Raw genomic sequence first — 14,169 nt, 5'->3', positions numbered from 1 at the left:
TTTTGCTGAAAGAATTTCCTCCTTCATAAAAATTCTGTTAACTTTCCAGAAACAGATGAGTCAGCGCAGGTTTAGGGGGTTTCCCATGTAGGCGTTTTGCCTTCCCATATGGGCGCTACTAAATAATTTTACCAGTCTGTAAACGTTACAAAATATGTCAATTTTTCATAGCGGCAAAGGCATTATAATTTTCATAGTTTTGACTTATGAATTGGTGATTGCAGTTAAAAACAGTAACTGACGAATTTCTTCACGCACACTCATGAGGATTTTACCTAGATGATTTTGACCAGTCTTATCTGCACCACAGCCCCAAAAATAATCTGTGGGTGAGTTTTCCACCAGAACTTCATCACCTGTCACCAAAAGCACTTCTCGGATTTCTGGATGAGTAAGAAATTTTTTAAGTACAGCTGCTCGCATTACATCAATTTTGACTATCTCCCAGTCTGGGCGAAGTTTGCGAGTGCTACATCTTCCTAAAGCGGCTGCTTCGTCAGGGGTAGGAGCAGCATGAATTAAGGGTATAATAACTGCATCGTCACTACCAACAAACTTTTGCGCTTGATAATAATGCTCAACTGTTGGCCAGTAAACACCCTCGATTTCGATAGGGTGAAGAGAAAAGTTAGAAAAACAGCCATAGGGCTGCCAAACTTTGTAAAAGTAAATAGTCATTTGAAAATTGCTCTTTTATATTTAAATTTTATATTCCTGTTTCACTTCCGCGCAGCGGTACTAGCCTCAAGAGAGAAGATATGACTCGCAGAACAGTTTTATTTTGGTAGCCTACATTGATTTTTGAGGTTGATATGAAGGCTAAGAATGAGGCAAATAAAGGAATTACACTACTAATTGCTGCGGGAATTTTCCTTGGTTTAGGACTGGGAGGCTTTATTGATGGCATCTTGCTGCATCAAATTCTCCAATGGCATCACATGATCAGTAACGTTCAACCACTAACAACCATCTCAAATATAGATTTAAACATGGTCTGGGATGGTTTATTTCATGCTTTAGACTGGATATTGACTGTGATAGGTGTAATTTTACTGTGGCAAGCTGGCAAGCGTGAAGATGTTGCTTGGTCATCACAGACTTTTGTTGGGTCACTACTTATCGGTACTGGGTTGTTTGATTTGGTTGAAGGACTTATAGACCACCAAATTCTCGGTATCCATCATGTAAAACCAGGTCCCAATCAGTTAGCTTGGGATTTAGGATTCTTGGCTTTGGGAGCATTGCTGATAATTATAGGCTGGATCATGATCCAAAGAAATAAAATAGTCATTAGTCATTAGTCATTAGTCCTTATGAATTATTCTAGGCGGTTTATAACTTGATGCGGTAATAGCTGCGGTAATTTATCAAGTTCCATTCGCCTAATAAACAGCAATTTGCTGTTTTTATTTTTAAAAAGTTGACAAAAATATTGCAAAAGTTTAGTTTATTATCATCCTCCTATAGATAGATCTGAGATTTAGCAAGCGGCTTCGACTTAAAAAATGTAATACTCAGATTCCCGACTTCATGGAACAGTTGGGTATATGTATCATGAGCATTTTACATTTAATGAAGTTGACTTACTTATTTCCTGCGGATACGCTACGCAAACATAATTCGTAATTTTTGGGTTCATACCAAGACTCAAACTGGTTTCAATTTTGAATCTTTTAATCAAAATGTCTAACCCACAGTATGTCTGACCTGTTTAAATATTTACATCCTATTGGGCTGAAACTGAAAATTTTATTATTTATCAGTATTCTAACTGTGGGGATAATTATTATTTTTATCAATCCTATTGTCAAGCCAACTCAAGTTAAGTTAATTAGTAATACTAACGCAATAAGCACAAATAGTAGTGTAGATGCTACAGGAAAATTTCAAGTAGTTTATACTCCTTTACAGCGCAAACATTCTATACAAAGACAAGAAAGATTTCAAAAATATCAATCATTTGAAAAATTAGCCCAAAAGCTAAATAGAGTTTTAATTATGCCCAATGATGTCAAAGTTATTTTGGGTGACTGTGGTGCTGTCAACGCATACTATAAACCTTCTGAACATAGTATTACTATTTGCTATGAATTAATAGATAGATTCACTGAGGTATTTATGGACTACTATCAATCAAGGGAATTGAATATAAATCAACCTGAAGTCATCAATAAAGTTAATCGACGGGTAGCTGGTACAACTGTTTTTACTTTTTTCCATGAATTGGGACATACACTCATCGAAGAATTAGATTTACCTGTAACTGGCAAAGAAGAAGATACTGTTGATGAATTTTCGACAATTTTATTATCAGAATTAGGACAGGAATATGCTGCTTTAGCATCTGCTATTCAATTTGGATTATCTGGCAACCAGGAAATAGCAAGTGTAAGTCAAGATTTATCTTTTTGGGATGAACACTCTTTGAATTATCAGAGATTTTATAATATTATTTGTTTGGTTTATGGTAAAGAACCACAAAAATATGATGTTTTGGTAGAGAAGATAGGTATACCTCCGCAAAGACAGAATACTTGCCGAATAGATTACAGTAAAAAGCTGAAAGCTTGGCGGACTTTGCTAAGTCCTCACCTCAGAGAAAGTGTAAATTTATTGTAATAAGTAGTTTAATAAGGACTTACGCTTGAGCAGTCGGGGATCTATTGAACATTTGATATTTTTGTGACTTAAATACACAAAAAGCTAAAATTATTTATAAAAAAATTTATTTAATTACAGGACTTACGCAAAACAGAACGGAAGTAGGGGTAATTCATGTAGCTTGCTTGCCCGTTGCGGTATTACCCCTACGCAAGAATCAGGTTTTGAGTTCAATCTTGCGTAAGTCCTAATTATATTTCTGTAATATTTAACCCCTATTCACAAATATTTCACAAATTTGTCATAGCTTCAAATTCAATGAGATTGCTTCAATTCTCTCTCTATTTATAGCCAAACAAATTTAGTAAAAGATTTTGAGAATTTTATGAATACCTGTCCTTGCTGCTCCAACACCATGACGCGCAACTTTCACCAACATCATATTTATTGGTTCTGTCGCAGTTGCTGGCAAGAAATGCCATTATTCGAGCAAAAAAGTCTGAATACGCTGGTTAATCCATTAGCAAAACGCCCTCTGGTTTTAGTTTAACTGTCCCTTAGAGAAAATATTTCAAAAGTCAAAATATCATGAAATTTATTCACCAAATTTCACCTTACAGTGTGATTCAGGAAGTATTTGGCGCAGAAAAACACCAATATCAACTGCGTATCTACTTACCTGCTCCACAAATACAAATAGTCATCTTTTCCAAAATTAGTGCAAAAATAGGTTTCTTGACAATCCCAGCGGTTGAGAATCTAGCAAATCTGGTAGTAAAGGAATTTGGTCTGAATCCGAAGTTTGTAGTTTGGATTGAGCATGATTTTTCACAGTGCGAACCCTTGTCTTCTGCTGCCTTCAGTTTAGTGACTTTTGACTGGTATGGTGGACAAGCAACTAATCCTTGCTGGCTCCCTATTCATGAAGACTGGTATCTCTATTGGCTAGAAAATGCTAATCTTGAGTACATAACAGTATGAATTAAACACGCAATTAGATAAAAGCACCAAGGATTAACCCATGTGAAAATTCTTTGTGTTGAAGATGATAGAAATATTGCCCAACTGCTACAAATAACGTTGTCCAAACAACGCTATCAGATTGAGTTAGCCCAAGATGGACAAGCAGGATGGAATTTAGCGGAAGTTTATACTTATGATCTGATTCTCTTAGATGTGATGTTACCGAAATTGGATGGCATTACTTTCTGTAAACAACTCCGCACTAATCAGTCTTCTAACCTTAATCCTAATCGAGACACACCAGTAATATTAATGACAGCATTAGACGCAGTGACAAATAAAGTCATGGGCTTGGATGCTGGTGCTGATGATTACTTAGCCAAACCTTTTGAGATAGATGAATTATTAGCTCGAATTCGAGCCTTATTCAGAAGAAATCAAACACAAAAAACACCTTTATTAACTTGGGGTGATTTGTCACTAAACCCGAATAGTTGTGAAGTCACATATCGAGAAAAGCCGATTTATCTAGCTGCTAAAGAATATGAAATACTAGAATTATTTCTGCGACATCCTGAGCAAATTTTTAGCACTAATCGTTTACTAGATCGGCTCTGGACAGGAGATGAATTTCCCAGTGAGGGAGCAGTCCGCGCACATATTAAAGGTTTACGGCAAAAACTTAAAAAAGCGGGTGTTCGAGATATATTAGAAACGATTTATAAACAAGGGTATCGGCTCAAACAGCCGGAACTTTTAAGCAAAGACTGTCAAGAAGAAATTACCTCTGTTGTTAGTGTTGCGTCGGAACTAAAAGCTATTTGGGAGAAATATCGCGATTCTTATAGCGATCGCCTCTCTATCATAGAACAAGCCATTACCTCTTTAGAAAATGGCACACTCACACCCACACAACAACGGGAAGCGGAAAAAGAAGCACATACCCTAATTGGTTCTTTAGGTTGTTTTGGTTTAGATACAGCTTCGCAAATTTCCCGCCAAATTCAGCAACTTCTTAAACAAGAGCAAGAATTAGAAGCAACAGAAATTGCACATTTGGGACAACTGATAACGCAGTTACAGCAGGAAATTTCACAATACGGCTGTGAAAATCAAGCAGAATGTTTATCTTCAGCCTCTACTATTCCTTCAGCATCACTGCTGATTGTAGATGATGACTTGCCCTTAGCCAAGCAGATGGCAATGGAAGCAACAAATTGGGGTTTTCAAGCTAAAATTGCCGTTAATCTCCAACAAGCACAGGAATTTTTAGCTCATCATTTTGATGTGATTTTATTGGATATCAATTTTCCTGATTCTACAGAAAATGGGTTAGATTTTTTGGCAATAATACGTAAGCAATACCCAGAAATTCCCGTTGTCATGCTGACTGCTGAAAATTCTTTTGCTCAACGAGTAGAGGCAGCACGTTTAGGAAGTAAATGTTTTTTACAAAAACCCATTTCCCCAAGTCAAGTATTAGCAACTGTAATCCAAGCAATACAGCAAGTGAAGCAGCCTATCGCTAGGTTATTAATTGTTGATGATGATCCAGGTTTGCTAAATCTTCTCCGTACTTTGTTAGAACCATCTGGCTATCACTTGACTCTTTTAGATCAACCTCATAAATTCTGGGAAACACTAGAGCAAACAGTTCCTGATTTGTTAATTTTGGATGTTGAATTTAGTGTAGTTTATCTCTCTCATCAGAACAGTGAACAAGTTAACGTTTGGAGTGGGTTTGATTTGTGTTCAGTAGTCCGTACTGATGCCCGATGGAATCGTTTACCTGTTTTGTTTTTATCTGCTCACACTGATATTGAAACTATCCAACGTAGTTTTATAGTTGGTGCTGATGATTTTTTAACTAAACCAATTGTACCAACGGAATTACTAACCCGTGTGCGAACCAGGTTAGAACAACGCCAACTGTGGAAATTGACAGAAATAGATGCGCTCACAGGATTAAGTCTGCGGCGAAAAGTATTACAGGACTTAACAAGATTGCTACAGTTAGCACAACGACAACAACAACCTTTTAGTTTAGCAATGTTGGATTTAGATAACTTCAAATCTATTAATGATCAATATGGGCATGAAATGGGAGACCGTGTTCTCAATTATTTTGGTAAACTTCTCAATCAATCCTTTAGACAGGAAGATGTCGTTGGGCGTTGGGGTGGTGAAGAATTTGTGGTAGGAATGTATGGTACATCTAGAGAAGATGGAATAGGACGATTAGCACAAGTGCTTCAGCAATTTAGTCAGAATTTATTTACTGTACAAAATGGAACTAAATTTAAAGTAACATTTAGTGCAGGAATCGCTCAAGTTCCTGATGATGCCAAAGATTTACAAACACTTTACCAAAAAGCAGATATTGCACTCTACCAGGCAAAAGCACAGGGAAGAAATTGTATTTGTTCAGCACATTGAAACAACATAAAATGAGTATAAATAAAAATATGATTTCTATTGATTACATTGTTGATCAACCGATTACTCTTACTAATTGCGATCGCGAACCAATTCATATTCCTAATGCTATTCAACCGCATGGCATTTTTTTGATTTTTAATGAAGAAGATTTACAGATTTCGCAAATTAGCGATAATACTGAATTAATTCTAGGATATTCACCCCATGAGTTATTAAATCAAAGTTTAAATAAACTCTTCAATGCAGAAGATATCAATTCAATAATTCAATGTTTAGCAAGAGATTTTGAAGCAATAAATCCCCTAAATTTAAAAGTATTAAATTCACAACAACAAATCATTCCTTTTTATGGGATAGTTCATCGCTCACTGGATAATTTATTAATCCTGGAACTTGAACCCTGCAATGGAGATGAACCTTATGATTTCTTCCGATTTTATCAATTAACTCGTCAACTGCTCACCAAAATTCAAAACGCAGATAATCTCAGCACTTTAAGTCAATTAATTGCTGAAGAAATTAGAGAAGTTACCGGATTTGATCGAGTGATGATTTATCGGTTTGATGAAGATGGTACAGGAGAAGTTATTGCTGAAACTAAGCGCGATGATTTAACGCCTTTTTTAGGTTTACATTATCCTGATAGCGATATTCCCAAACAAGCCAAAGAACTCTATCGTCTAAATAAATTACGCTTAATTCCTGATATTAATTATCAACCTGCTGCTTTAATTCCTAACCTTTCTCCGTTAACTCAAACTTCACCAGATTTAAGTTTTTCGGTTTTAAGAAGTGTGTCACCTCTGCATATTGAATATTTACAAAATATGAAATTAGGTGCATCTATGTCTATTTCTTTATTGAAAAATCATCAGTTATGGGGCTTAATTGCTTGTCATCATCAAACAGCTAAATATATTTATTATCATATCAGAACTTTCTGTGAATTGGTTGGACAATTGATGTCTATCGAATTAAAAAATAAGGAAGAAACGGAAAATTTAACTGATAAAATACACTTAAAAAACCTGTTATCTGATTTTGTGGAAAATATCTCAGAATCAGAAAATTTTGTTGAAGTGTTAACACAAAATCAAGAAAATTTACTGCACTTAGTTAAAGCCAGTGGCGCAGCGATTATTTCTCATGATTTAGTCATGCTATTGGGAAAAACTCCCTCGGAAAATCAAATTCATGAATTACTAGATTGGGTTATTCCTCGTCTGCAAAATAATATTTATTATACGGACTGTTTACCCAAAGTTTATCCAAACGCAGAACAGTTTAAAGAATTAGCATCTGGTGTAATCGTTATTTCTATTACTAAACTGCAACGCAATTTTATTATCTGGTTTCGTCCTGAAGTTATGCAAACTGTAAATTGGGGAGGTGAACCTGATAAACAAAAAAACATTGATGAGGATGGTAATCTCACACTTTCACCGCGTAAATCCTTTGAAAAATGGCAAGAAATTGTCAAATTGAAAAGCTTACCCTGGCAAAAATATGAACTTGAAGCAGTGATTGAATTACGCAGTGTGATTGTCGGAATAATTCTGAAAAAAGCAGATGAATTAGCATTAATAAATGAACAATTACAAGACCTCAACAATGAACTAGATGCTTTTGCATATATCGCTTCCCATGATTTGAAAGAACCGTTAAGAGGTATTCACAATTATGCAAATTTTTTGTTAGAAGATTATCGTCATCAATTAGATGCAGATGGGGTGAATAAATTAGATACTTTAATGCAATTAACAACGCGAATGGAAAATCTAATTAATGCCTTACTACATTTTTCTCGCTTATCTCGTGCTGAATTAAACCGGACTAATATTAACTTAAATGATTTAGTTAATAATGTTTTTAATATTTTCAAAATCAGTCAATCTGAGTTTAACCTTAATATCCAAATAGCTCAGAATTTCCCAGTTGTCAAAGCTGATCGCGTTTTAGTAGAAGAAATTTACACCAACTTAATGAGCAATGCCATTAAGTATAATGAACAGCCTGAAAAACAAATAGAAATTGGGTGGATAATAGGTAAACCAAAATGGTCATTAATTGATCATCCTTGTTTTCAGCAAAATATTCCAATTTTTTATGTAAAAGATAATGGCATTGGCATCAGAGAAAAACATTTAGATACTATTTTTCGCATATTTAAGCGTTTGCATGGACAAAATCAATATGGAGGAGGAACAGGTGCAGGGTTAACCATAGTCAAAAAAATTGTGGAAAGACATGGAGGACAAATTTGGATAGAGTCAAAATTAAAAGCAGGAACGACATTTTATTTTACACTTGTCAAAGAAAATGAACAGTGAGGATAAATCTATAAATATATTAGTGATAGAAGATAGCGATGAAGATTTTGAATCTTTCAAACGGATTATGAAATCTTTAAATTTTACTAAACCCATTTATCGCTGTAGTGATGGGGATACAGCCTTAGAGTTTTTATTTCAAGAAGGTGATTATATTGAACCAGAAATAGCCCCGCGTCCTCATTTAATTCTTTTAGATTTAAATTTACCTGGAACCGATGGCAGAGAAGTATTAGAAGCTGTCAAAAACCATGAAGAATTAAAATCAATTCCCATTGTTGTGTTTACCACATCTTCTAATCAAAAAGACGTAAAATTTTGTTATCAAACAGGGGTAAACAACTATATCTTAAAACCAATGGGCGCATCAGCTTTAACAGAGACAGTCAATATTTTAATGCGATATTGGTTTGAATTTTCTATTTTACCTGAATAGGCAGAGGGGCAGAGGTGCAGGGGAGCAGAGGGGCAGAGGGGCAGAGGGGCAGAGGGGCAGGGGAGTGAGGTGCAGGGGAGTGAGGGAGATGGAAAAAGAAGCAATTAAAAATCATCAAGACTTGAGAGTTTATCAAATGGCATTTGATGCAGCAATGAAAATCTTTGAACTCACCAAAAAGTTTCCTGTTGAGGAACGCTTTTCATTAACTGATCAGATTCGTCGGTCATCACGTTCTGTTTGTGCAAATCTGGCAGAAGCTTGGAGAAAACGTAGATATGAGGCAGCTTTTGTGGCTAAATTGAATGATTGTGAGGCAGAATCTGCTGAAACTCAGACTTGGATTGAATTTGCTGTTAAGTGCAAATATTTGGATGTTGAATCAGGTCGAGAACTATATAGAATTTACAATCAAATCTTAGGCAGTTTAGTCAATATGATTACTAACCCCTCACCTTGGTTAATGAAACGTTGAAAATTTCCCCCCCTGCTCCCCTGCTCCTCTGCTCCTCTGCTCCCCTGCTCCCCTGCTCCTCTGCTCCCCTGCTCCTCTGCTTGCCTTAATGTGCAAATTAAAGGTGTAATAGCTTATGAATGATCATCACAAAACAAAAACACAACTAATTACTGAATTAGAAGCATTACGAGCAGAAGTAGCAGCACTAAAAGAAGATCGACTGAGTAGGAGAAATCTTGAAACTCTTGAGGCTGTTGAACCAAGGCAATATACTATTTTGATCGTAGATGATTCAGAAACTGATCGCTTCACTTACCACCGATATCTTAGCCAAAATCACCCTCATATTTACAAAATTGTCGAGTTTGATAATGGGGAAGAAGCTTTGCTTTGGTGTCAAAATCAGCTACCAGATGTGATGCTGATTGACTACTTTTTACCCGATATGGATGGGTTAGAGTTTTTGCAGGAATTACGGCAACAGACAGATAAAGATAGAATTCCCGTTATTATGATTACGGGACAAGGTAACACAGAAGTAGCTGTTGATTTATTCAAAAGTGGCGCACAGGATTATTTAGATAAAAACCACATTAATGCTGAAAATTTACATCAAGCTATTACCAATGTTGTACGCCAAACCCAACTGATTCAACAACAGGAATGGCAACAACAGCGACAACAACTGATTACCAAAACTGCACTTTCTATTCGTAATAGTCTCAAGATAGATGATATTCTGCAAACTACAGTTACAGAAATTAGAGCTATTCTAGAGAGCGATCGCATAATTATCTATCAATTTCAAGCCGATGGTACTGGCTTAGTGATCAAAGAATCTGCTGCTGATCAAGCTTTTTCCATTCTCAACTGGGTAATTAAAGAAGAATGCTTTCCTGAAATGTGGATAGAACCCTACCGACAGGGAAAAAATAGAACTATTGATGACGTAAATACAGATCCCAGTTTAACAGAATGCCATCGAGAATTTTTAACCTCTTTGATGATTCGGGCAAATTTAATAGTTCCCATTATCCAAGGAGAAAACCTCTGGGGATTACTTATTGCCCATGAGTGTACAGCCCCCCGTAATTGGACAACTGCCGATGTAGAATTTATGAATCAATTGGCAATTCAGGTGGGTATTGCTATTCAACAAGCATCATTAATAGAAAAGCTACAAACAGAACTAGCACAACGCAAACGAGTAGAAGTAGAACTGCAACAATTGAATATACAATTAGAACAGCGAGTTGCAGAACGCACAGCACAACTAGCTCAGGCGAATGATCAACTACAAATAGAACTGTTACAGCGAGATCAGTTGGAGCGAGAATTAAGAAATCGAGAAAAATTATTAGATGGATTTTTCTATGCTGCCAGCCAAGCAAATGTAGGATTGTCAATAGTTGATACTAACCTCCGTTTTTTAAAGATTAATCAAGCATTAGCAGCAATCAACGGCTATTCCATTGAGGCACATCTGGGAAAATCATCTATGGAGTTGTTACCAGAGATTTCATCAGAAATTTTACCTATCTTACAAACTGTTCTGGATACAAAACAACCAATTGCTAACTTAGAAATTAGTGGTATAGTTCCTAGTCAGCCGCAAGTGATCCGTTATTGGCTTGTATCTTACTTTCCGATTTTGGGAGAAACGGGAAATCCTATCGCATTGGGTACTATTGTTATTGAAATTAGCGATCGCAAACGCCTAGAACTAGAGCGGGAAAAACTGATTGGGATTATCGAAGCTACTTCCGATATTATTAGTACAGTTCGATTTGACACCCAAAAAATAGAATATATTAATAAAGCTGGTCGTCGTCTTTTAAATTTAGCTGATGATGCACCAATTGATCACATTTCTATTGCCGATATCCATCCCCAGTGGTCTTTAAAAATTATTCAAAATCAGGGCATTCCAGCCGCAGTTAGATATGGCGTTTGGGTAGGAGAAACAGCTTTGATCAACCATCAAGGGCGAGAAGTTCCTATTTCCCAAGTGCTGATTGCTCAAACTTTTGATAGCAATCACACACAATATCTATCTACCATCGCTCGTGATATTACCCAACAAAAGCAAAGTGAAGCCGCTCTGAAAGAATCAGATCGACGCTGGAAATCACTCCTAGATAATGTGCAGTTAGTAGTAATTGGTTTAGATGCTAATGGTAATGTCGAGTATGCCAATCCTTTCTTTTTGCAACTCACCGACTATACCGAAACAGAAATTTTAGGCAACAACTGGTTTAATAATTTCTTACCTCCAAATCAAAATCATCTAATGGAAACTACCTTTCTAGAGGTAATAGAAAAGAATTGTTATCCTCACTATCAAAATCCCATTTTAACTAAATCAGGTGAAGAACGGATGATTTCCTGGAGTAACACTTTATTGAGAGATGTAGAAGGAAATCCCATCGGTACTATTAGCATTGGTGAAGACATTACCGAGCGTTATAGACTAGAACGAATAAAAGCTGAGTTTATCGCTGTCGTCAGCCATGAATTGCGAACTCCTTTAACTTCTATGCAAGCAGGACTGAGTTTACTCCATGACAAAATAATAGATGCCAATTCTCCAGAAGGCGAAGCTACTATCGAAATCGCTACAGAAGGCGTAGATCGTCTAGTCCGCCTCGTTAATGATATTCTTGATTTAGAACGCTTAGAATCTGGCAAAATCAATCTCGAAAAATCTGTTTTTAACACTATTGATTTAATTAATACTGCCATTGCTCAAATGCAAGATATGGCAATTCTCGCTGGTATCATCCTTAATGCTACGCCCTCATCCTACCAAGTTGATGCTGACCCAGATCGTCTATTGCAAGTCATTATTAATCTTCTCAGCAATGCTATTAAATTTTCTCCTCCTCGCTCAAATGTCTGGTTAACAGTAGAGGTAAAAGGCAGGGGAGCAGGGGAGCAGGGGAGCAGGGGAGCAGGGGAGCAGGGGAGCAGAGGAGCAGAAGGAGAACTTAGCACTCAACAAATTCCCTATTTACTTTTTACAGTCAAAGATCAGGGAAGAGGTATTCCAATTAACAGCTTAGAAAGTATTTTTGATCGTTTCCATCAAGTAGATGCTTCTGACTCGCGCTCTAAAGGTGGAACTGGTCTAGGACTGGCTATTTGCCGTAATATTGTGGAACAGCACGGTGGTACTATCTGGGCAGAAAGTGTTTTGGGAGAGGGCAGCACTTTTTACTTTACTCTGCCAATTGAGGAGGTTAGCAATGAAAAATAAACGGGTTTTAATTATTGATGATGAGCCAGGTATTCGTCAGATTGTGCAGATTTCTCTTAAAGCTATTGCTGGCTGGGAAGTGTTGCTTGCGGCTTCTGGACTAGAAGGAATAACTATGGCGATCGCAGAACTTCCTGATGCTATTCTCTTGGATTTGATGATGCCCGAAATGGATGGAATTGCTACGTTTGAACAAATGCAAACCAATCCTGTATTGCAATCTATACCAACCATTTTACTTACTGCCAAAGCTCAGACCACTGAACAATGTCAATTTACAGAACTCCCTATTACTGGAGTCATTAGCAAACCCTTCAAAGCCCCGGATTTAGTCAAGCAAATGCGATCGCTTCTCAACTGGTAGAAGCAGAGGGGCAGAGGAGCAGGGGAGCAGGGGAGCAGGGGAGCAGAGGGGCAGAGGAGCAGAGGAGCAGAGGAGCAGGGGAGCAGGGGAGCAGGGGAGCAGGGGAGCAGGGGAGCAGGGGAGCAGGGGAGCAGGGGAGCAGGGGAGCAGGGGAGCAGGGGAGAAAATTCTTTCCCAAACCCCAATCCCCAGTTACCCACTATTAAGAGTAATATTGGTAACATATTTATTTAGATGGTGTTAGGAGTAGTAGAGTGATGAAGTATCTTAAATATTTAATTTCAGTTCTGGGGACTGGTGCGGTTTTTAGTTTGTTAATTAACAGTCAACCTGCACAAGCTCAAGTAGCTTATGGTAGCTATGTGGGTATTGGTCCGACGGTTGGGTTAAGTGATGGTACTCAACTGGGTGGAGTGTTGGCTTTTCGCTACAAGTTACTAGAAACCCCTGTTTCCTTTCGCGCTCAAGCTTTAATTGGTCAAGGTACAGCAGTAGTACCTACAGTTTCTTATGATGTTCCCCTCAATTGGCAAACTGATGTTTATTTGGGTGCTGGAATGGTATTAACCAGTGGTGATACCGCTTCCCCTGTAGGTAATAAAATTAGTTTTGCTTTGCAACCAGGAATTGATTATGTTGTACCTAATAGTAATACGGTGATTTTTGGTAACGCTATTATCGCTTTTGATGCTTACCGCAATGGTGGAGGTACGGCTTTATCTTTACAGGGTGGTGTCGGTTTAAGATTTTAACTCATATAGCAGGAGTCAGGAGTCAGGAGTAAAACCCTCTTTTAGTCATAGTTTGATTATGAACTGATGTCCTAACTACTTTATCTACGGCTATATAATAAAAAATTGTGCCAATCTGCGAGGATACAAATGACTGCTGCTAATATTTCTCCCATTTCTCTAACCAGTAACGCTGGTGTAACTGCTCATAGTTTATTTGTGTGTAAAACCTGCGCTAGTGTTTGGCAAGATGGTAAGCGTATCGGTGAAAGTGGTGGTCAAAAACTATTACAACAAATACAGGAACTGGCGCAAAATTGGGATTTACGGGATGAGTTCCCTATTGAAGAAGTTGAATGTATGAGTGCTTGTAACCGTTCCTGTGTGGTAGCTTTTGCTGGTCAAGGTAAGCTAACTTATCTATTCGGTGATTTGCCGGTTGATGGTTGTGCTGAGGCAGTGCTGGAATGTGCAAGTAAATACTACAATAGGCCTGATGGTGTTTTACCTTGGTCAGAACGTCCTGAACCTTTGAAAAAAGGGATTTTAGCCAGAATTCCCAGTTTATAGGTGACAGGTGACAGGTGACAGT

Annotated in this window: 12 protein-coding genes; 11 read left to right on the top strand and 1 reads right to left on the bottom strand. The window is 37.4% G+C overall.

The features are described from left to right. Positions 1-204 precede the first annotated feature (204 nt). A complete protein-coding gene (locus H6G06_RS13945) occupies positions 205-678 on the bottom strand; it encodes an NADAR family protein (RefSeq protein ID WP_190561062.1) in 474 nt (157 codons plus the stop codon). 134 nt (positions 679-812) lie between these two features. Between H6G06_RS13945 and H6G06_RS13940 the strand changes: the two genes are divergently transcribed. The 11 genes from H6G06_RS13940 to H6G06_RS13890 all read left to right on the top strand — a co-directional run bounded on the left by H6G06_RS13940 (position 813) and on the right by H6G06_RS13890 (position 14,147). Then, positions 813-1,301, top strand: coding sequence for a DUF2243 domain-containing protein (locus tag H6G06_RS13940; RefSeq protein ID WP_190561060.1), 489 nt, complete (start codon positions 813-815; stop codon positions 1,299-1,301). 397 nt (positions 1,302-1,698) lie between these two features. Continuing rightward, a complete protein-coding gene (locus tag H6G06_RS13935) occupies positions 1,699-2,619 on the top strand; it encodes a DUF4344 domain-containing metallopeptidase (protein ID WP_190561058.1) in 921 nt (306 codons plus the stop codon). A 570-nt stretch (positions 2,620-3,189) separates the two neighbouring features. Beyond that, positions 3,190-3,582, top strand: a complete 393-nt coding sequence (locus tag H6G06_RS13930; protein ID WP_190561056.1) for a hypothetical protein — start codon at positions 3,190-3,192, stop codon at positions 3,580-3,582. 42 nt (positions 3,583-3,624) lie between these two features. After that, positions 3,625-6,000: a response regulator gene (locus H6G06_RS13925; protein ID WP_190561054.1), complete on the top strand. Its 2,376-nt coding sequence runs from the start codon at positions 3,625-3,627 to the stop codon at positions 5,998-6,000. Between the two features lie 29 nt (positions 6,001-6,029). Next, on the top strand, positions 6,030-8,333 hold the full coding sequence (locus tag H6G06_RS13920; protein WP_190561052.1) for an ATP-binding protein: 2,304 nt from the start codon (positions 6,030-6,032) through the stop codon (positions 8,331-8,333). Next, positions 8,323-8,769, top strand: a complete 447-nt coding sequence (locus H6G06_RS13915) for a response regulator (protein ID WP_190561050.1) — start codon at positions 8,323-8,325, stop codon at positions 8,767-8,769. Before H6G06_RS13920 ends, H6G06_RS13915 begins: the two co-directional genes overlap by 11 nt. An 88-nt stretch (positions 8,770-8,857) precedes the next feature. Continuing rightward, on the top strand, positions 8,858-9,244 hold the full coding sequence (locus H6G06_RS13910) for a four helix bundle protein (RefSeq protein WP_190561049.1): 387 nt from the start codon (positions 8,858-8,860) through the stop codon (positions 9,242-9,244). A gap of 115 nt (positions 9,245-9,359) precedes the next feature. Next, positions 9,360-12,482: a PAS domain-containing protein gene (locus H6G06_RS13905; RefSeq protein ID WP_190561046.1), complete on the top strand. Its 3,123-nt coding sequence runs from the start codon at positions 9,360-9,362 to the stop codon at positions 12,480-12,482. Further along, positions 12,472-12,846 carry a response regulator gene (locus tag H6G06_RS13900; RefSeq protein ID WP_190561044.1) on the top strand — a complete coding sequence of 125 codons (375 nt, stop codon included), beginning with the start codon at positions 12,472-12,474 and terminating at the stop codon, positions 12,844-12,846. The genes H6G06_RS13905 and H6G06_RS13900 overlap by 11 nt, the downstream gene beginning before the upstream one ends. A 257-nt stretch (positions 12,847-13,103) precedes the next feature. Continuing rightward, positions 13,104-13,598, top strand: coding sequence for a hypothetical protein (locus H6G06_RS13895; protein WP_190561042.1), 495 nt, complete (start codon positions 13,104-13,106; stop codon positions 13,596-13,598). Positions 13,599-13,727: 129 nt separating this feature from the next. Then, a complete protein-coding gene (locus H6G06_RS13890) occupies positions 13,728-14,147 on the top strand; it encodes a DUF1636 domain-containing protein (RefSeq protein WP_190561041.1) in 420 nt (139 codons plus the stop codon). Positions 14,148-14,169: the final 22 nt, after the last annotated feature.

This window comes from Anabaena sphaerica FACHB-251 (genome assembly GCF_014696825.1).
In the GTDB taxonomy this organism is placed as follows: Bacteria; Cyanobacteriota; Cyanobacteriia; order Cyanobacteriales; family Nostocaceae; genus RDYJ01.
This window is presented reverse-complemented; position numbering and strand designations above follow the sequence as displayed.